The sequence below is a fragment of the Cecembia lonarensis LW9 genome, from assembly GCF_000298295.1.
In the GTDB taxonomy this organism is placed as follows: Bacteria; Bacteroidota; Bacteroidia; order Cytophagales; family Cyclobacteriaceae; genus Cecembia; species Cecembia lonarensis.
Genome location: NZ_AMGM01000044.1, coordinates 19,185 through 36,711, shown reverse-complemented (window position 1 = coordinate 36,711; position 17,527 = coordinate 19,185). Strand labels below are relative to the sequence as shown.

Sequence of the window (17,527 nt, the reverse complement as noted above, 5' to 3'; positions counted from 1 at the left end):
TTTTTTAGGCCTAAAGACCATGCTGTCCCCGCCTTGGTTTCAGATATTGCTTCTAGCAGAATATTTTATCAGGTTCAAAACAATGTTTTATCCACTACTGATGCCCGTTTTTTGAGTGACTTTGAACAAGAAGGCTTGGAAGTTAAGGAAGAGGTGATACAGAGTACAACCCTTACAGAAATTCTGGATAGGTACCATGCCCCCCAAGACTTTGATTTATTGACTGTGGATGCGGAGGAACATGATTTGGAAGTTTTGAAAGGATTGGATTGGAAGCGGTACCGGCCCAGATTGGTGGTAGTGGAAGATGAGACTTTTGATTTTCAGAATGGAGCAACAAATCCTTTGGTATTTTTTATGCATCAAAATGGTTACAGTTTGAATGGATTTGTATTGAAGAACTTGTACTTTTTGAATGGAGATTCATGTTAGCACTATCAGAACTTTTTTTGTCAAAGGAATTGAAGTATTCCATAAAACCATACCAGTCTGATTTAAAAAAGGATTGGGATATGGTACTGGATAACAGTATCAATGGCACCTTTCTGCACCGCAGGGAATTTATGGAATACCATGGGGACAGGTTTGAGGATGCTTCTTTGGTGATTTATAATGAAGATTTTCCTGTGGCCATATTACCAGCTGAGAAAGAGGAAAATTCTATATTTTCCCATAGAGGTTTAACTTATGCTGGATGGATTTTGATTGATGGATTGGGATTAAAGGATATACAGGGAATTATTAAACATACCAAAGCATTCTATCAAAATCAGGGAATAGAGCGATTGGAAATCAGAATGGTGCCGGATTTTTTCGCCAAGGAATCACAAAAAGACCTAAAGCTTGCGGTTCAGATCTGCGGAGGTGAATCTGTTTTTACTGCTGTCCATCATTGTACCTCACTTCCTTACAGAGTAACAGATAGGGGGAAAAAATGGGGAAGAAAAAAAGCAATAGAGAAGGGGCTTGAAATAAGAGCCTCTTCAGATCTGAAATCCTTCTGGGAGAAGATATTAGTGCCCAATCTTGAAAAACAGCATGGTGTAAAACCAGCCCATTCCCTTCAAGAAATTCAGTATTTGAAATCGGTTTTCCCTGATCACATTCGGTTTTTTGCTGTTTTTTCTGGGGATGAAATGCTTGGTGGCGCTTTAATATTTTCAACTGATACATCGGCCCATTTACAGTACACGGCTGCTTTACCTTTAGGGAAAAAACAAAGATGCCTGGATTACCTGTTGAGCCATTTAATTGAGGAGGAATTTTCTGATAAATCCTTTTTCAATATGGGGGTATCACATATTCCGGAAACAGGTCAAACTAATTGTGGTTTGGTTAAATGGAAGGAAAGTTTTGGAGGGAAGTCTAAATCAGTAAATACCCTTAAGCTTCAAATTTCAAAGAAGTGAAATTAATTCAATTAGAGAAGCCCATCTTTTTGATATTCATTGTAATAATATTTTTTTCTTGCAAAGAAAGTGAACAGAAACCTGGCATCTGCCTCTCCTTCGATGATAATTACCTGGAACAATGGGTTGGGATATTGCCTTTGTTGGATAAATATGATGCCAAGGCGACTTTTTTTCTTACTGGGGTCGGAAAACTCAGCGAACAGGAAAAAGCTTGGCTGAAAGAAATCCAGGAAGCAGGACATGAGATTGGGGCACATGGGGAGCTGCATGTCCCTGCCAACTCTTATATACAATCCAATGGATACAGGTCATACTGGCAGGAGGAAATTCAGGCCAACGTAGATGCACTCCGGGCTATCGATATTCGTCCCAAGGTTTTTGCTTATCCTTATGGGGAAAAAAACAGGATAATGGATATTGCGTTAAGGATTACTTTTCAGGTCAGCAGAAGTGTGGTTCCATTAGGGGAGGGGTATGAAGAAAAAGCTTTAAAGAAAAGACCGGGTTTTCATTATTACTCCATCAGTATAGATGAAAGTGAACTGCCCCAGGTGGAAAAGTTAAAGCCCCTGATGGAAAGGGCCAAAGCAGAAAAGAAAGTATTGTTTATTCATGCCCATACGATTGGGGAGCAAGGTGCTTATACCCTTTCAGCCCAACGACTGGAAACGGTCCTGGCCATGGGAAAGGACATGGGTTTGGATTTTAGATCAATTCAAAATTTATGAAACGCATTCTCGTTACCGGAGGAGCCGGGTTTATAGGCTCTCATTTGTGTAAAAAACTGATCGCAGAGGGGCATGAGGTGCTTTGTGTGGACAATTTCTTTACGGGAAGAAGGGAAAATATCCATGCCCTGCTGGATCATAAAAACTTCGAGCTGCTCCGGCATGACATTACCTTTCCGCTCTATGTGGAGGTGGATCAGATTTATAACCTGGCCTGCCCAGCTAGTCCGGTACATTACCAGTTTGATCCCGTACAGACTACCAAAACCTCTGTGATGGGAGCCATCAATATGCTGGGCTTAGCAAAGCGCTTAAAAATCAGCATACTGCAGGCGAGTACTTCTGAAGTTTATGGAGATCCGGCTATCCATCCTCAGACAGAAGACTACTGGGGCAATGTCAATCCCATAGGTCCCCGTGCCTGCTATGATGAGGGCAAGCGCTGTGCTGAAACTTTATTCTTTGATTATTACCGTCAGCACAATTTGGATATAAAAGTTGTTCGGATATTCAATACCTATGGTCCTAATATGCAGCCCAATGATGGGAGGGTAGTGAGTAATTTCATTATGCAGGCTTTAAGAAATGAACCCATTACCATTTATGGTAACGGCAATCAGACCCGAAGCTTCTGCTATGTAGATGATCTGGTGGATGGTTTGTATAAAATGATGGGAACGGAAAAAGGCTTTACTGGACCCGTCAATTTAGGAAACCCGGCCGAATTCAGCATGCTGGAACTGGCGGAATTGGTCATTCAGCTTACTGGCAGTAAAAGCACCATTCAGCACCTGCCCCTGCCCCAGGATGATCCCAAGCAGCGGCAACCGGATATCAGCCAAGCCAAATCCAAATTAAATTGGCAACCTAATATCCAATTGAATGAAGGATTGGTGAAGACAATTGAGTATTTTAAAAGTTTTAGAAATTGAAAAGATTAAGGCTTATTGAATTTGGTGGTATCCCTGGTTCTGGAAAGTCATTTATGGTTAATAAATTGGCATTAAGGCTCAAAGAAAAATTAGGGTATTATCCTGCACCGATTTTTGAATGGGATCAACTGTTGAAAAATATCCCAGTTTGGGAAGATTTGAAAATTCAGGAAAATGAATTCAATAAGTTACTGTTAAGAATTTATAAAAGATGGAATATTGATTCGTTTGGTATCAATAAATCTATCATTCATGCTGCAGAAGAAGGGGCCCAAAAAGCCTACATAGATTTATACTTAGACATTCAGGATTTTAAAAAAAACTCAGAGCATGCTATTAAATTTCCAAGAGATGCAGAAATTATCTGCAAATATCTTAAAATATTGACTGAGTATTATTATTATTATATCAATCATCACACAAAATGGAGTTGCTTACTATTAAGTGAAGGATACGGAAAACATTCTACTCATATTATTTCTCACCAAAGAAGGCTAAATCCAAAAATGACAAGCTTTTTGCAAAATGCACCAAATATCGATCTTTATTTTTATTTGGATACGGACTTAAAAACGGCATATGAAAGGAAAAGAAATATGAAAGGATTTTATGCTGAATATGATTTCATTGAAGCCGAAAAGCTTTTGGAAAAAACCAAGCAGTTAAATGAAGCTCATCTTGAAATATTAAAAGAAAGTGGAGTGGAGGTATTTAGAGTGAATAATAATGAATTTGAACCAGCATTTGAATTTATTTTTAATCAAATAATAAGTACTATTTCAAACTGATAATCATGAACTATTTAATCACCGGAGGTGCAGGGAATATAGGCAGTGCACTAGCAGCCAAATTAGCAATTGATCCATCAAACTACATCATTATCCTGGATAACCTTTCCACAGGACATATTTCTAAAATCCCGCAAATAGAGAATGTGGGTTTTATCAAATGTGACGTCAATGATTACTCGGATATTGCACCTGTATTTGGTAGGTTTCAGTTTGACTATGTGTTTCATTATGCAGCAGTTGTTGGCGTACAGCGGACCTTGGACAACCCACTCAAAGTATTGAATGACTGTAAAGGAATGGAAAACATCCTAAAGCTTTCCAAAAACACTGGGGTAAAAAGAATCTTTTACAGCAGTTCCTCAGAGGTATATGGAGAGCCTTTTGAGATTCCACAAAGGGAACATACCACGCCTTTGAACTCGAAGTTGCCTTATGCCATTGTCAAAAATATCTCAGAGGCGTATTGCAGGAGTTATTACCAGGAATATGGTCTAGAATACACCATTTTCCGTTTTTTAATACCTATGGGCCAAATCAAAGTGAGGATTTTGTGGTTCCTAGATTTTTGAAAAGGGCACTCACAGGGGAGGACATTGTGATCTATGGGGATGGAAGCCAAACTCGTTCTTTTTGCTATATAGATGACAATATAGAAACTTGTATCAAAGCGATTACTGACACTGAAGCCATCAATGAAATTATCAATGTGGGCAGTGATAAGGAGATGACTGTATTGGAATTAGCCCAACTTATTTTGAAAATCACTGGTTCTTCCTCCAGAATCATTCACCATGAACCACTTAAGGAAGGTGATATGGCGAGACGATGTCCAGAGATTTCTAAAATGAAAAAAATGTTGAATAGGGAGTTGTTGCCCCTAGAGGAAGGATTGAAAAAATTGATAGCATTTTACCAGCAAAAGTAATGGTAACAGATTTGAAAGGTGCAATTAAAGAAAAGCCAATTGGAGTTTCCATTATCTGTTGTACCTACAATGGGAGAAACAGGTTGCCAGCAACTTTTGAAGCCATCAGCAAACTAGATTTTATTGGTGATTGGGAATTTATCCTCATGGATAATGCCTCAGATGATGGCACGAAAGAATATACAGAGACTTACTTTGAAAAAACCAATATCCGTACTCAGGTATTAATATGTCCAAAGCCAGGAAAAAATTTCGCTCTTTGGATGGCTTTTGAAGCAGTTAATTATAAATACATTTTGATCTGTGATGATGATAACGAACTATTCCCAAACTATCTATCCAAAGGAGTGAAGATCTTAGAGGAAAATTTGAGTATAGGAGCATTGGGAGGTATGGGCTTACTGCCCTCCTATGTTCAGAAACCGGATTGGTTTGATGCTTATCAATCCACTTATGCCATTGGATCGCAGGCAAAATCTAATGGTCCATTACCAAAAGGATGGGGATTGTATGGAGCAGGTTGCTTTTTTAGGTTTTCAGCTATTCAGGAACTTCTTAATAGAAACTATTCAACAGTCCTAACTTCTAGAAAAGGGAATACCTTGGCGGCAGGAGGAGATACTGAAATGTGCCTTGCCGTAGAGTGTTTAGGTTACGATATTTGGTTTGATGAAGACCTGAAATTTTATCATCATATAGAAGAACGCCGGTTGAATTGGGATTACCTGCTAAAGCTAAAATCAAGTATTGCTTCCAATTTCCCGATTATGGAACCTTATAGATTTATCATCTTAGGTAATTCAAGGAGCTATTTGAAGTTTATTTTGAAACAAATTCCCGACTTATTATGGAATTTTGCTTTTACCCAGTTGCTTTATATTGTTAGGCCTAAACCAAAAAATAAAGCATTTAGAATTACCTATCAAAATAAAATGAAGGGATTATTTAAAAACTTCAAAAGAAGTTTAATAGCTTTCAAAAAAATCAAACCAATATTTTTACCCCATCTTAATTTAAGTTGAAAAAGAAAGTACTCTTTGTAATTGACACAATTTCAGTGGGTGGAGCAGAGCTTTCCATTTACGAAGTTGTAAAAAACCTTAAACATACAGAACCTATTGTTTGTATTTTGTATAAAGCAGCCAATGGGCTACAAAAGGAATTTGAAAAAGAAAACATACCACATGTTTTTTTTGATATTAATAAGCGATTTGGTGTGAGGGAGGCTATTCAAAAACTCAACAAATTGATCAAAGAAGAAAGACCAGATGCTATACATGCCACCCATTTCAATTCGGAAATCATTTGCCGGTTGGCAGTTCCCAAGTTTAAAATTCCACTGATTTGTTCTTTATTGAATGATACCTACAGCAAAGAACGTTATGCGCTTTTCCGGAAAAGAGAGATCTTTAAACTGGAAATATTTCGGATGATTGACCGATGGACTGCCAAAAAAGCTGACAAATATATTTCAGTGGCAGAATGTATTCTGGAACCAAATAGCCGCTATCTAAACCTTCCCATTGACCGAATGGTGGTGGTGCAAAATGGGCGTGACATGGATTTTTACCTGAATGCAGAGCCTCTAGCTAAGCAAGAGATTGTTCCTGAATGTCAGGTTGGGGATGTATTCCTTGTTTCCAATTCTAGGGTGGTGCGCAGCAAGGGCTTTGAAGAAATGTTTGGAGCTTTTGAAATATTGGCAAAGAAGTATCCTAATCTTTACCTGATTGTGGTGGGGAATGGATATGACTATGTGCATTATCAAGAAAGAGCCAAGCAATTGGAGCATGGAAATCGGATTAAATTCCTTGGACCTAGGTTGGATATGCCTAAGATACTCAAAGCCTGTGATATTTTCTGGTTTCCCACTCACTTCGAAGGCTCTCCTGGAGTGGTCATCGAGGCCATGGTCTGTAAGTTGCCTATTATCTCTACTGATATCCCATCAATCACGGAAAATTTGGTGGATGGAGTTAATGCCTTAATTTGTAAACTAGGAGATGTCCCAAGTCTAGTTGAAAAAACAGAAATTTTACTTCAGGATCTAGCGCTAGGCAAGAAACTGGCAGAAAAGGCCTTTGAGCTAGGTGTTGAAAAATTCGATATCAAAACCCTTGCGGCTAAGCAAGAGCGGGTTTATTTGGATTTGATTGAAGAATATAGGGTAAAGGGGATAAAAGCAAAATTCTGATGTACAAAGTACAAAGTAGGTTCAAAATTCAATTATAAACTTATTTTTAACAAAGGATTTACTATCTGCTGAGTATCACTTCTATCTTCTCGCATCTCGTCTCTCAAATGAAGCCTTTCTTCTCCATCATTATTCCAACCTATAACTGTGCCGATTTTATCAGGCAGACGGTATCAATGATAGAGCAGCAAAGTTTTTCTGATTGGGAATTGGTTATTGTGGACGATGGATCCACAGACAAGACTTGGGAGACCTTGGAAGAACTTCAAAGTAGTAAAGCAAAGCTAAAAGTCTTTCAAAGACCTGAGGACAGGGCTAAAGGCCCCAGCGCTTGTCGGAATATTGGGGTTGAAAATGCACTTGGGCAATATATATCCTTCCTAGATGCAGATGATGGATGGTCTCCAGACCGACTTCAAAATGCTTTTCAATTTACAAAAGAGACAGAGGCCAAGGCCATCTACTCAGGCGCATGGGTGATTGACCGAAAGGGAAAGTATTTTAGAGAATCGCGAGCTATCAGACAAGGTGAAAGTCTTTTTGATTTTACCATCAATGGTGACTGTTTTGCACAGACTTCTACTTTGATTGTTAATTCTAATATAGCCAAACAAGTAGCATTTCCTGAGTCCATTCGATTTCATGAAGACTTCGCCTATTTTATTGAAGTTGGGAAATTTGTACCCTGGTTCTATTTTTCTTCGAAGGATGTTTTGGTACATTGGGAGGAAAACCATCTTAAAAATGTGAACTATGAAGACTGCCTCTTTTTTTATAAGAAGTTTAAAAACATGAGTGTTGAACAAATTTCAAGAATAGGATACTTAAAATATACAGCACATGAATTGGTCACTAGACAGCCAAAAGATAATAAGCTTAAGGACTATCAGAAATTAATAGAAGCTGAGGGAATTAGCCTGAGTCTTAGGGAAAAGATTTTATTCAACTGGCCTAGATTATATAAGAGTATCTTTTATTTGTCAACTAAATTAAAATCTTTGAATGGTAAAAATTGAAGAAGAAGAGTGGGATTTGGAAGTGACACCTGAAAGGGGGCTGTTTGAACTTCCATTAAAGGACATCTGGCATTTTCGGGATTTATTGGTCCTGATGGTACGCAGGGACTTCGTGTCTTTCTATAAGCAGACTATATTGGGACCAATGTGGTTTTTTATCCAACCTGTATTTACTACCGTGGTTTTTGTTTTTGTTTTTGGCAACTTGGCTGGACTAAGCACAGATGGTTTGCCTCAGTTCTTGTTTTACCTTGCAGGAATAACAGCTTGGAATTATTTTGCAGATTGTCTAATTAAGACCTCTACGGTATTTCGTGACAATGCACAGCTTTTTGGAAAGGTATATTTTCCTAGATTGGTTGTTCCTATAAGTATCGTGATAGGAAATTTGATTCGGTTTGGGGTACAATTCCTGTTATTTATGGGGGTATGGTTTTACTTTTTTGTTCAAGGATCCGAAATATATCTAACTTGGGCTGCCTTGTTTTTCCCCTTATTGCTAGCGTTGATGGCATTTTTGGGATTGGGTTTGGGACTAATGATTACGGCCATGACCACCAAATACCGGGATTTGGCTTTTTTGGTCAATTTCGGAGTGCAGTTGCTGATGTATGCCACAACAGTAATCTATCCGCTTTCTTCCGCCCCGGATAAATATAAGCATCTTGTTGCCTTAAATCCTATGACCGGAATTATAGAAACATTCCGATATGCATTTTTGGGAGAAGGGATGTTTTCTTGGACATTACTAGGATATAGTGCTTTTGTGGCTATTGTATCTATGATACTGGGAATTCTAATTTTTAATAAAACCGAAAAGAATTTTATAGATACGGTTTGAGTCTTTTAAAACTTTATAAGAAAAATTTAATTTAAATTAGCGTGATGATTACTAATAAAAATGGGGTAATTATTAAAAAAGCGGATAAGTTAAATATTGGTGACATATGGTATGATGCAAGTGCTGATGTTTTTCAATCCAGTAGAATTATTGGAGAAGAGTGCTTCTATCCCGTTTACAAATGGAAAGATTATTACAGTTTTTCTTTCCTAAACCTTCTGCGGATAAAGGGCAATCTAGATTTAAATCCCAAAATTCATCTATACTTGAATAATGGAATAATTGATAGTTATTTACCACCTGAAATTTGTGTAGATAAATATATCAAAAGAATAGGAGCTCCTTTAAAACTACAAAAATTAAAAATTACTTCTGAAAATAGTTTTATAGAGAAATTTGCAGTAGCATTGATAAAGGATATAAGGAGGTTAGAAGATCTTTATCCAAATACAACATTTGGGATTTTGACAGGTGGAAAGGATAGTCTTAATTTATTGTTGTTGCCATGGAAAGCTGAAATTGTGGCACTTTCAGGTGATCCAAATTACCAGTTGGTAAAAGAATTTTGCTCCGTCAATAAACTTGATATTGAAGTAAAGAGATTAAATGGTGAAGAATATGATAGTGATGATTGGATAAAAAAAGATACTCTGTTTTGCTGTGGTAGGATGGGGCTTCGAGATATTAGGTGGTCAAAAAATATCTTTGAAATAAAAAATGAGATAAATTCTAGGAATAAAAATTTTATAATAATATCAGGAACATTTGGCGATGCATTTTTAACTACAAAATTCAAACATTATCGGGCTAAATGGAAGAATTTATTAGAAGATAAAATAGTTTACAGATTTCAAAGTAAAACAAAAATTTTATATAATAATTTATGGCGTGGGGGAGCTCAATGGCAGGCTGTTAACCACGGTGTCATAAGGGAAAGTACCAATATGCTCAATTTTTCTGCATATCATGGAAAGAATGTTTTGGAAGTCTTAAGCCAAACGGATTTAGAAAAAGTGATTGATTCTGATATTAGACCAAAACTTGGAGACTATATTTTTGGTAAAAAGGTAATTTATCCGAATAGTAACCCATCACCAGCTGCTTGGGAAAATCGGATAAAATATTCAACTTTAGGATTTTTCTTAGATACTTTTAAAAGTAAAATAGACATATAGCTCTCAACAGAATGCAAGAAATCATCGATTTTAATATAATTAGTAAATAATTTGATTTAAGATAAAGTGACTTTAATGAAGAAAAAGCCTTCATTTTATCATAATAACAGAAAGTTTTATAACTGGATAATTTATGATATTTCAGATAATTTTTTAATTAAATACTCAAAGTATTTTAAAGGGGATTTATATGATTTAGGTTGTGGGACTAAACCATATGAAGTCTATTTAAAACAATTTTGTGATTCATATATAGGAGTTGATTGGACTGAAACTTTGCATGATTTTAAAGCTGATATTGTTGCAGACCTAAATAAAAATTTCCCAATAAATAATGAAGTTGCTGATACAATTGTGTCTTTTTCTGTAATGGAACATCTTTGTGAACCCCAAATATTTGTAAATGAATCTTTCCGAATATTAAAAAATGGAGGTGTTTTTGTTTTGCAAGTTCCCTTTATGTGGCATGTTCATGAAGAGCCCTTTGATTTTTTTCGATATACTGAATTCGGACTCAAATATATGTTTGAAAAAGCAGGATTTACCAATATTGAAATTGAAGCTTCAACAGGTTTTTGGGTTAATTGGTTTGTTAAACTAAATTACCAATTAATAAGAATAATGTATGGAAACTCTTTAAAAAAGAAACTCTTAAGAGTCGTTCTTAAACCATTAATAAATAACAATCAAAAATTGGCAATGTATTTGGATAGAAGATGGCCGAAAACGGATAAAGAAACACAAGGTTATTGGGTTATTGCAGTAAAATAGTAATTTTTTAATAAGCTAAAAACTGAATTTAGAAGTAGTTTATGAAAATTTAATTGATAATTATATGAGTCAAATTATTGAAATGACTTGGGATTCTGCTTTTTTCAATAAGAAAGTTGGTAAGATTTTGATGGATAATACTGAGAGTTTTGACTATAATAAGTTTTTAATTGAAGCTAGAAAGTATGATTTAATATATTTAATTTCAAATAATCAATTATTGCCAAATAATCTTGTAAGTAAAGCCAATTTAGATTTAATGGATACTATACTTACAATGTCTAAAAAAATTAATAAAGATGACTACTTAAGTAGTAATTATCGTTTTTTAAATGAACTTGAAGGAGATGACTTAACAAGAAGCTATCAAATTGCAGAAGAAATTTCTGTTGTTTCTCGATTCAGTCGAGAAAAACTCGTAGGTAAAGAAATAACTAAGAAATTATATAGAATATGGGTAGATAACGCCTTAAATAAATCCTATTCAGATGGGTTGTTTTTAGAGAAGATAGATAATAAAGTTGTAGGCATTCATTTGTTAAAACTAGATTTAATTAACCAAATTTGTTTTTTTACTTTAACGGGAGTTAGTTCATTAATGAAAGGTAAAGGAATTGGTAATAATCTTTGGAACCAATCGTTTGCTTACTTGGCGAATGAGACAAATATAGACTTGATTAAAAGTCCATTTTCTTTAAATAATTTACATTCATTTAATTTTCATTTGAAAATGGGTTTTGATAAAATTGAAGAAGTAAAGTACATTTATCATTTCAGAAAAGAGTAATCCTTTGATTCCATTTAATAAACCCTTTTTAACTGGGAAAGAAATGCTGTATATTGAACAAGCAGTTCGTTCAGGAAAGATTTCTGGTAATGGTATTTTTACTAAAAAATGTCAATCTTTTTTTGAAAAAGAGTACAGGTTTAAAAAAGCATTATTGACCACTTCTTGTACAGATGCATTAGAAATGTGTGCATTGTTAATCGAATGTGGCCCTGAAGATGAAATAATCGTACCGTCTTATACATTTGTTTCAACTGCTTTGGCCTTTGTTCGACAAGGTGCAAAAATTGTTTTCGCTGATTCAGAGAAGTTTCATCCAAATGTTGACGTTAATAAGCTTGAAGCTTTAATAACACCCAGGACCAAAGCGATAGTAGTTGTGCATTATGCTGGGGTTGCAGTTGATATGGATGAGGTAATGAGATTATCTCAAAAGTACAATTTGGTGGTAATCGAAGATGCTGCTCAAGCAATTGATTCTTATTACAAAGGCAAACCATTGGGTAGTATTGGGCATTTAGCTACTTTTTCCTTTCATGAAACGAAAAATGTGATTTCGGGAGAAGGAGGTTTATTAGTTATAAATGAAAATGATTTTTTAGAACGTGCAGAAATTATTTGGGAGAAGGGAACTAATAGGGCTTCTTTTTTTAGAGGTGAAGTGAATAAATACGGTTGGATTGATATTGGTTCCTCCTTTTTACCTTCTGAAATTATAGCATCCTTTTTATGGGCTCAATTAGAAAATTTAACTGCTATTCAAGAAAAGAGGAAAATGATTTGGGATACATATTATAGCGGATTAAAATTCCTAGATGATCAAGAAAAGTTGAGATTGCCTAAAATACCAAAATATGCTTCAAATAATGGCCATATGTTTTATTTAATATGTGATTCATTAGAAACTCGTTCTGATTTAATTGCTTTTTTAAGAAAGCAAAAAATCCATGCAGTTTTTCATTATATAAGTTTGCATAAGAGTAAATTCTATTTAAAAAATAATAAGAAATTAGATTTACCTAATGCTGATTTTTTCACAGATACCTTAGTGCGGTTACCTTTATATTTTGAAATGGTACAAGAAGAACAACAAAAAATAATCAAAGTTATTAAAGATTTTTATGGCAGAATCCTTAGATATCATTCATCTTTGTGAAGATGAAAAATTTATAAATTTAGCGATTGAGCAATTTGAATTCTGTTTTCCTGGTCAAAATATTTTTTATGTCATACCAAATTCTTTAGATGAAAAGTTGAAACATGTTAGTCAAAGTGATTTTGTTATAATAACCAATCAAGAGCATCTAATTCTTATCATATCAAGTTTACCCAAAGGGGCAATTATTATATTGCATAGCTTATCACCTCGGTTTTATAATTTTGTGATTCATCTTCCTGAATCACTAACTGTTGTTTGGCTTTGTTTTGGTTTTGAAATCTATAAAGACCCAATATATTTTAATGACCGGGTTTTGCTAGATAAGCTTACACTTAGGAAATTTCCGCTACGAAAAGTTTCTGTAAAAGAAAGTATTAAAGAAAAAGTTAGACCTTTTTATCGTCTATTTAATCAAAAACTGCCTTTATCAAAAAAAGAATATAAACAAAAAGCCCTCAAACGAATTAACTATTTAGGCAGCTCTTTTAAAGAAGAGTTTGATCAGATTTCTAAAATGATAAATCAAAGAAAGAATTATTTTTCTTTTTGGTATTTTCCAATTGAAATTATTGTAGAAATAGACAAACCATTTATTTTCCCGAAGACCAACATGTTGATTGGGAATTCGGGATTTAATACCATGAATCATTTGGATGTTTTTCATAAAATCAAAAGATATCATCTAGATAATATGAATATTATTGTCCCACTAAATTATGGCAAACCAGAGTATATAGAATATTTATTGATCGAAGGTGAAAGGATATTTCAAAATAAATTCAATCCGTTATTAAGTTTTATGGATTTACATGTGTACAATTCGGTTTTAAATTCTGTTGGCGTAGCTATTTTTAACAATAAACGTCAACAAGCTATTGGTAATACAATTGCATTGCTATGGTTTGGTTCTAAAATTTTTTTAAGTGAAAAAAACTCTTTTTATCATTATCTAAAGCGTATTGGAATCATAGTTTTTTGTTATGAGTCGGAGTTAAATGAAAAAAGTTTTTCGAAATTTTTATCCTTAGAAGAAATTGAACATAATAGAAGAATTTTGTTGAAAGAATTGAACAAAGAACATTTAGGAAAATTATTAAAAGAGCAGATTCTAAAAATTAATAAATAATCATTTATTAAATGTCTAGAGCAATAAAAGTTGAAAACCTTTCCAAAGCATATCAATTGGGGCAGTTTGGTACTAACACCATTTCAGGAGATGTACAGCGTTGGTGGGAAACAAAAATATTAGGTAAGGAGGATCCATTTTTAAGGATTGGAGAAACAAATGACCAAACTCAAAAAGGAGAAACCAATATTGTATGGAGTTTGAAGGATATTAACTTTGAAGTAGAGCAAGGGGAGACTTTGGGAATAATCGGTCAAAATGGGGCAGGTAAATCCACACTTTTGAAAATCCTTTCCAGGGTTACTTCTCCTACCAAAGGAGGATTTAAAATAAAAGGTAGGGTAGCATCCTTATTAGAAGTGGGAACCGGTTTTCATCCAGAACTTTCGGGAAGGGAAAATATATTTTTGAATGGGGCCATCTTGGGGATGAGGAAATGGGAAATAAAAAAGCGATTGGATGAAATTGTTGAGTTTGCTGGTGTAGAGAGGTATTTGGATACTCCTGTAAAGCGTTATTCGTCTGGCATGTATGTGCGTTTGGCCTTTGCGGTGGCCGCCCATCTTGATGCGGAGATTCTCGTAGTAGACGAAGTATTAGCAGTAGGGGACGCAGAGTTCCAAAAAAAGTGTATTGGTAAAATGGGGGATATAAGTAAAGGGCAAGGAAGGACTATTTTGTTTGTGAGTCATAATCTTACTTCTATAGAAAAGTTATGTCCAAAATCTGTTTTATTAGATAAAGGAAGATTGGATTTATTCAGTGATACATCCAAAGTTATTGGAAAATATTTTAAAAGAAATTTAGGAAAGGTTAAAAATCTTGAAAATTATACCATAAGAGAAGGAAATGGAGACTTAATTTTCTGCGAGTTAGTTGTAGAACAGGAGAGCTCCGAATCTATCCAGAACTTTCTGACTCCATTTTTAGCAACCATTTTTAAATTAAAAATCAAGCGACAAATAAACAAGTCTTTTTTCAATTGGAGGATAGACTTGGGGATCAATGATCTTTATGATAGAAGGGTCGCGTGGTTGAGTTCAAATATAAAAGAAGATAAATTGGAGCTTTACGAGTACAATGAATTTATTTTTAAAGTTGATAGCCTTTCATTAGCTCCTGGAGATTATAATATCAATCTTAATTGTGAGGTAAACAATGAAGTTGCTGATTACATAAAGGCTGTTTATTCTTTTAAAGTTTTGAATAGGAATTTATGGGAAGGAGCAGAAAAGTTAAGAGAAAATTTTATGCCGATACTTTTAAATTTTAATATTAACAATACCAATGCTGAAAAAAATAAAGGAATTAGTTAAAAAGAATTTTGAGAATCAAACTCAAATCATAAAAAACACCAATGAATTGGTATGGGCAGAAGTTTTCCATGACTCAATTAAAGAATGTCCAGAATTAAATAATTTTTCAATAAGTCCTGGAAGATGGGCAGGGAATTATTCTTTTTTTTATGTCCTCTTTCGTGTTTTGAAAGATGCTAAACCAAAATCGATTTTAGAGTTTGGCTTAGGTGAATCATCCAAATTCATCTCTTTATTTAACGATAAATACAATATGGATGCCGAACATCTAATTTTAGAGAACGACAAGACATGGATAGATTTTTTTTTAAGTTCTAATAAATTACTTCCGAATTCAAAAATCAATCAACATGAATTGGTGAAAAGGAGATTTGAAGAATTCGAGTACAATTCATATCAAAATATTAGTGATTACAGTTCGAAGAAGTTTGATTTTTATTTGGTAGATGGCCCACTTGGTTCAGAAAGATATTCTCGATTTGATATTTTTACTTTAATTGAATCAATTGCTGTTCAACAAGTTGATTTTATCATATTAATTGATGATACCAATAGAAAGGGTGAAATTGATACTGTTAATAAATTAACTGAACTATTGAAAAAAAATGGAGTATTGTACACGAAGTCTTATTTTGAAGGTATGAAAAATCAACTTTTAATTACTACAGGTAAATATAAATTCATTTCTTCTATTTAAGCGTGGAAAATTTGATTTCAATTCTGATTCCAAATTATAATAAAAGCCAATTTCTTAATGAGACTATTGAATCTATCATCAACCAGAATTACAATAATTGGGAATGCATCATTGTAGATGACAATAGTACAGACAATTCTTGGGATATTTTGAAAAGATTTGCTGAAAGCGACGATCGTATAAAGTTATTCAAAAGGCCTTCTGATCTACCCAAAGGAGGAAATACTTGTAGAAACTATGCCTTTTCATTAGCCCAAGGAGAATATATACAGTGGTTTGACTCTGACGATTTAATGGAGGCTGACCTACTTTATAGAAGAGTAGAAGTCTTGGCAAAGTTGAACTTAGATTTTGTCGTTGCTGATGGTAGAATTTCAAAGGATGGAGTTTATTCTGTTTCTATTTTTTCTCCATTGGTGGTGATTCCTGAGTTTTATAAAGGATTTGGTCTAATGAATCCACCTTGGGTAGTTAATTCAGTTCTATTCAGGAAAGAATTTGTTGAAAGAAATAAATTGAGTTGGGATGAAGCTATCCGTGGTTTTCAGGATTTGCACTTTAATTTTCAGGCATATTGCGTTGCTGAAAAAATAGGGTTATTGTTGGATAAACCGGACTGGACTTGGCAAAAATTTTCCGGAAGTAAACATGTTAGCCATTCCGTGTTCAATTCAGAAAATTTTACTTCCTTAAAAAAATTTGTTTTAGACTTTTACCAATCCAAGAAGTTTGAAAGGATTTATTTAGAAAAGCTGATATTGGAAATCTCAATACTGGCAATAAAAAGGTTTGGACTTTACTTCTTTATAAAATTTATTATTCCACTTTATTTTTCAGGTTCATTAAAATTCAATCTACTCTTGTATTTTAAAAAACATCTTTTTTTTAAATATTTTTTAATCTTAATTGGGGAAAAAAAAGATGCTATTATCAAAAAGCTAAGGTGGGAATTTAGGTTGAAATCAAATAAAATTTTATTTTACGATTACCAGTTTGGAAAAATATCAATTGATGAACATACATCAAGATTGAAAAAACTTAAAGTAGATTCCCGAAAACCACTGATTATTGAAGGAAAAGAAATTCACATATTAGTATGAGTTATTTTAATGAAGAAAAGGTGACAAATCTTTCCACTCCTTCCAAAATCGTTGAACATTTATATCAGAATTTTCACCCAACATTAGTAATTGATAATGGATATGGATTAGGTGCTTGGTTAATTAATTTTCAAGAGAAGGGTGTAAGTAATATTTTTGGTATAGATGGGGTATGGATCAAGGAGGAGAACTTGTAAATTTATTCTCAAAATTATTCAGCATATCCAGTCTTTGGAAGTATTTTGTTCTTGAAATTAAATTTGATTCAATGCTTTACTTGGAAGTAGCGGAAGATTTGGAGGAACAGCGTGCTTAAAATCTAATTTTGAAGCCGACAAAGATGTCAGATACTATTGTATGCATTATTGCAGCAATTCTGTGGCATAGGGGACAGAACCATGTCAATGAATAGTATGCTTAATATTGGCGGAAAAATTCTGAAAAATTCGGGTTTTTATTTTTAAGAAGATTTAGGATTAAGTTTTGGGCCGAAACTGGTTTAGATTGCTGGTATATACAGAAAATCTTGGTGTTTAAAAGAAAAGAAGCTGATGTGG

18 protein-coding genes and 1 pseudogene are annotated in these 17,527 nt (G+C 34.1%); all 19 read left to right on the top strand.

Annotation, left to right across the window (positions count from 1 at the left end):
• Positions 1-432: FkbM family methyltransferase (locus tag B879_RS21850; protein ID WP_162136889.1), on the top strand; the 432-nt coding region annotated here is incomplete at its 5' end.
• A complete protein-coding gene (locus tag B879_RS13320) occupies positions 426-1,409 on the top strand; it encodes a GNAT family N-acetyltransferase (RefSeq protein ID WP_083847952.1) in 984 nt (327 codons plus the stop codon). The genes B879_RS21850 and B879_RS13320, both read left to right, overlap by 7 nt.
• Complete coding sequence (locus B879_RS13315; protein WP_009185711.1) at positions 1,406-2,140, top strand: polysaccharide deacetylase family protein; 735 nt, start codon at positions 1,406-1,408, stop codon at positions 2,138-2,140. Before B879_RS13320 ends, B879_RS13315 begins: the two co-directional genes overlap by 4 nt.
• Positions 2,137-3,072 (top strand): UDP-glucuronic acid decarboxylase family protein, encoded by a 936-nt coding sequence (locus B879_RS13310; protein WP_009185710.1) that lies wholly within the window; start codon positions 2,137-2,139, stop codon positions 3,070-3,072. Before B879_RS13315 ends, B879_RS13310 begins: the two co-directional genes overlap by 4 nt.
• A complete protein-coding gene (locus B879_RS13305; protein WP_009185709.1) occupies positions 3,069-3,860 on the top strand; it encodes a hypothetical protein in 792 nt (263 codons plus the stop codon). Before B879_RS13310 ends, B879_RS13305 begins: the two co-directional genes overlap by 4 nt.
• A 5-nt stretch (positions 3,861-3,865) precedes the next feature.
• Positions 3,866-4,708: pseudogene (locus B879_RS23435) on the top strand (NAD-dependent epimerase/dehydratase family protein); the annotation flags it as partial.
• Between the two features lie 79 nt (positions 4,709-4,787).
• Complete coding sequence (locus tag B879_RS13295; RefSeq protein ID WP_009185706.1) at positions 4,788-5,810, top strand: glycosyltransferase; 1,023 nt, start codon at positions 4,788-4,790, stop codon at positions 5,808-5,810.
• Positions 5,807-6,982 carry a glycosyltransferase family 4 protein gene (locus B879_RS13290; RefSeq protein ID WP_009185705.1) on the top strand — a complete coding sequence of 392 codons (1,176 nt, stop codon included), beginning with the start codon at positions 5,807-5,809 and terminating at the stop codon, positions 6,980-6,982. Before B879_RS13295 ends, B879_RS13290 begins: the two co-directional genes overlap by 4 nt.
• 107 nt (positions 6,983-7,089) lie before the next feature.
• On the top strand, positions 7,090-7,998 hold the full coding sequence (locus B879_RS21845; RefSeq protein WP_009185704.1) for a glycosyltransferase family 2 protein: 909 nt from the start codon (positions 7,090-7,092) through the stop codon (positions 7,996-7,998).
• Complete coding sequence (locus tag B879_RS13280) at positions 7,985-8,839, top strand: ABC transporter permease (protein WP_009185703.1); 855 nt, start codon at positions 7,985-7,987, stop codon at positions 8,837-8,839. Before B879_RS21845 ends, B879_RS13280 begins: the two co-directional genes overlap by 14 nt.
• 44 nt (positions 8,840-8,883) lie before the next feature.
• A complete protein-coding gene (locus tag B879_RS13275; protein WP_009185702.1) occupies positions 8,884-10,014 on the top strand; it encodes a hypothetical protein in 1,131 nt (376 codons plus the stop codon).
• A 75-nt stretch (positions 10,015-10,089) separates the two neighbouring features.
• On the top strand, positions 10,090-10,785 hold the full coding sequence (locus tag B879_RS13270; protein ID WP_009185701.1) for a class I SAM-dependent methyltransferase: 696 nt from the start codon (positions 10,090-10,092) through the stop codon (positions 10,783-10,785).
• Between the two features lie 64 nt (positions 10,786-10,849).
• Positions 10,850-11,572, top strand: coding sequence for a GNAT family N-acetyltransferase (locus B879_RS13265; protein WP_009185700.1), 723 nt, complete (start codon positions 10,850-10,852; stop codon positions 11,570-11,572).
• A 43-nt stretch (positions 11,573-11,615) separates the two neighbouring features.
• Complete coding sequence (gene rffA / locus B879_RS13260) at positions 11,616-12,728, top strand: dTDP-4-amino-4,6-dideoxygalactose transaminase (protein WP_009185699.1); 1,113 nt, start codon at positions 11,616-11,618, stop codon at positions 12,726-12,728.
• Complete coding sequence (locus B879_RS13255; protein ID WP_009185698.1) at positions 12,694-13,857, top strand: TDP-N-acetylfucosamine:lipid II N-acetylfucosaminyltransferase family protein; 1,164 nt, start codon at positions 12,694-12,696, stop codon at positions 13,855-13,857. Before rffA ends, B879_RS13255 begins: the two co-directional genes overlap by 35 nt.
• 11 nt (positions 13,858-13,868) lie before the next feature.
• Positions 13,869-15,173, top strand: coding sequence for an ABC transporter ATP-binding protein (locus B879_RS13250; protein WP_009185697.1), 1,305 nt, complete (start codon positions 13,869-13,871; stop codon positions 15,171-15,173).
• The gene (locus B879_RS13245) at positions 15,145-15,870 is read left to right on the top strand and encodes a hypothetical protein (RefSeq protein WP_009185696.1); all 726 of its coding nucleotides are present in this window, start codon (positions 15,145-15,147) and stop codon (positions 15,868-15,870) included. The genes B879_RS13250 and B879_RS13245 overlap by 29 nt, the downstream gene beginning before the upstream one ends.
• A 2-nt stretch (positions 15,871-15,872) precedes the next feature.
• A complete protein-coding gene (locus B879_RS21840; RefSeq protein WP_051012682.1) occupies positions 15,873-16,970 on the top strand; it encodes a glycosyltransferase family 2 protein in 1,098 nt (365 codons plus the stop codon).
• Positions 16,967-17,167 (top strand): hypothetical protein, encoded by a 201-nt coding sequence (locus tag B879_RS13235; RefSeq protein ID WP_009185694.1) that lies wholly within the window; start codon positions 16,967-16,969, stop codon positions 17,165-17,167. The genes B879_RS21840 and B879_RS13235 overlap by 4 nt, the downstream gene beginning before the upstream one ends.
• The last annotated feature ends 360 nt before the right edge of the window (positions 17,168-17,527 follow it).

Coding starts and splice junctions, on each gene's coding strand:
- B879_RS13320 (WP_083847952.1), top strand. CDS start 426: ATGTTAGCACTATCAGAACTTTTTTTGTCAAAGGAATTGAAGTATTCC.
- B879_RS13310 (WP_009185710.1), top strand. CDS start 2,137: ATGAAACGCATTCTCGTTACCGGAGGAGCCGGGTTTATAGGCTCTCAT.
- B879_RS13295 (WP_009185706.1), top strand. CDS start 4,788: ATGGTAACAGATTTGAAAGGTGCAATTAAAGAAAAGCCAATTGGAGTT.
- B879_RS21845 (WP_009185704.1), top strand. CDS start 7,090: ATGAAGCCTTTCTTCTCCATCATTATTCCAACCTATAACTGTGCCGAT.
- B879_RS13280 (WP_009185703.1), top strand. CDS start 7,985: ATGGTAAAAATTGAAGAAGAAGAGTGGGATTTGGAAGTGACACCTGAA.
- B879_RS13275 (WP_009185702.1), top strand. CDS start 8,884: ATGATTACTAATAAAAATGGGGTAATTATTAAAAAAGCGGATAAGTTA.
- B879_RS13270 (WP_009185701.1), top strand. CDS start 10,090: ATGAAGAAAAAGCCTTCATTTTATCATAATAACAGAAAGTTTTATAAC.
- B879_RS13265 (WP_009185700.1), top strand. CDS start 10,850: ATGAGTCAAATTATTGAAATGACTTGGGATTCTGCTTTTTTCAATAAG.
- rffA (WP_009185699.1), top strand. CDS start 11,616: ATGCTGTATATTGAACAAGCAGTTCGTTCAGGAAAGATTTCTGGTAAT.
- B879_RS13255 (WP_009185698.1), top strand. CDS start 12,694: ATGGCAGAATCCTTAGATATCATTCATCTTTGTGAAGATGAAAAATTT.
- B879_RS13250 (WP_009185697.1), top strand. CDS start 13,869: ATGTCTAGAGCAATAAAAGTTGAAAACCTTTCCAAAGCATATCAATTG.
- B879_RS13245 (WP_009185696.1), top strand. CDS start 15,145: ATGCTGAAAAAAATAAAGGAATTAGTTAAAAAGAATTTTGAGAATCAA.
- B879_RS13235 (WP_009185694.1), top strand. CDS start 16,967: ATGAGTTATTTTAATGAAGAAAAGGTGACAAATCTTTCCACTCCTTCC.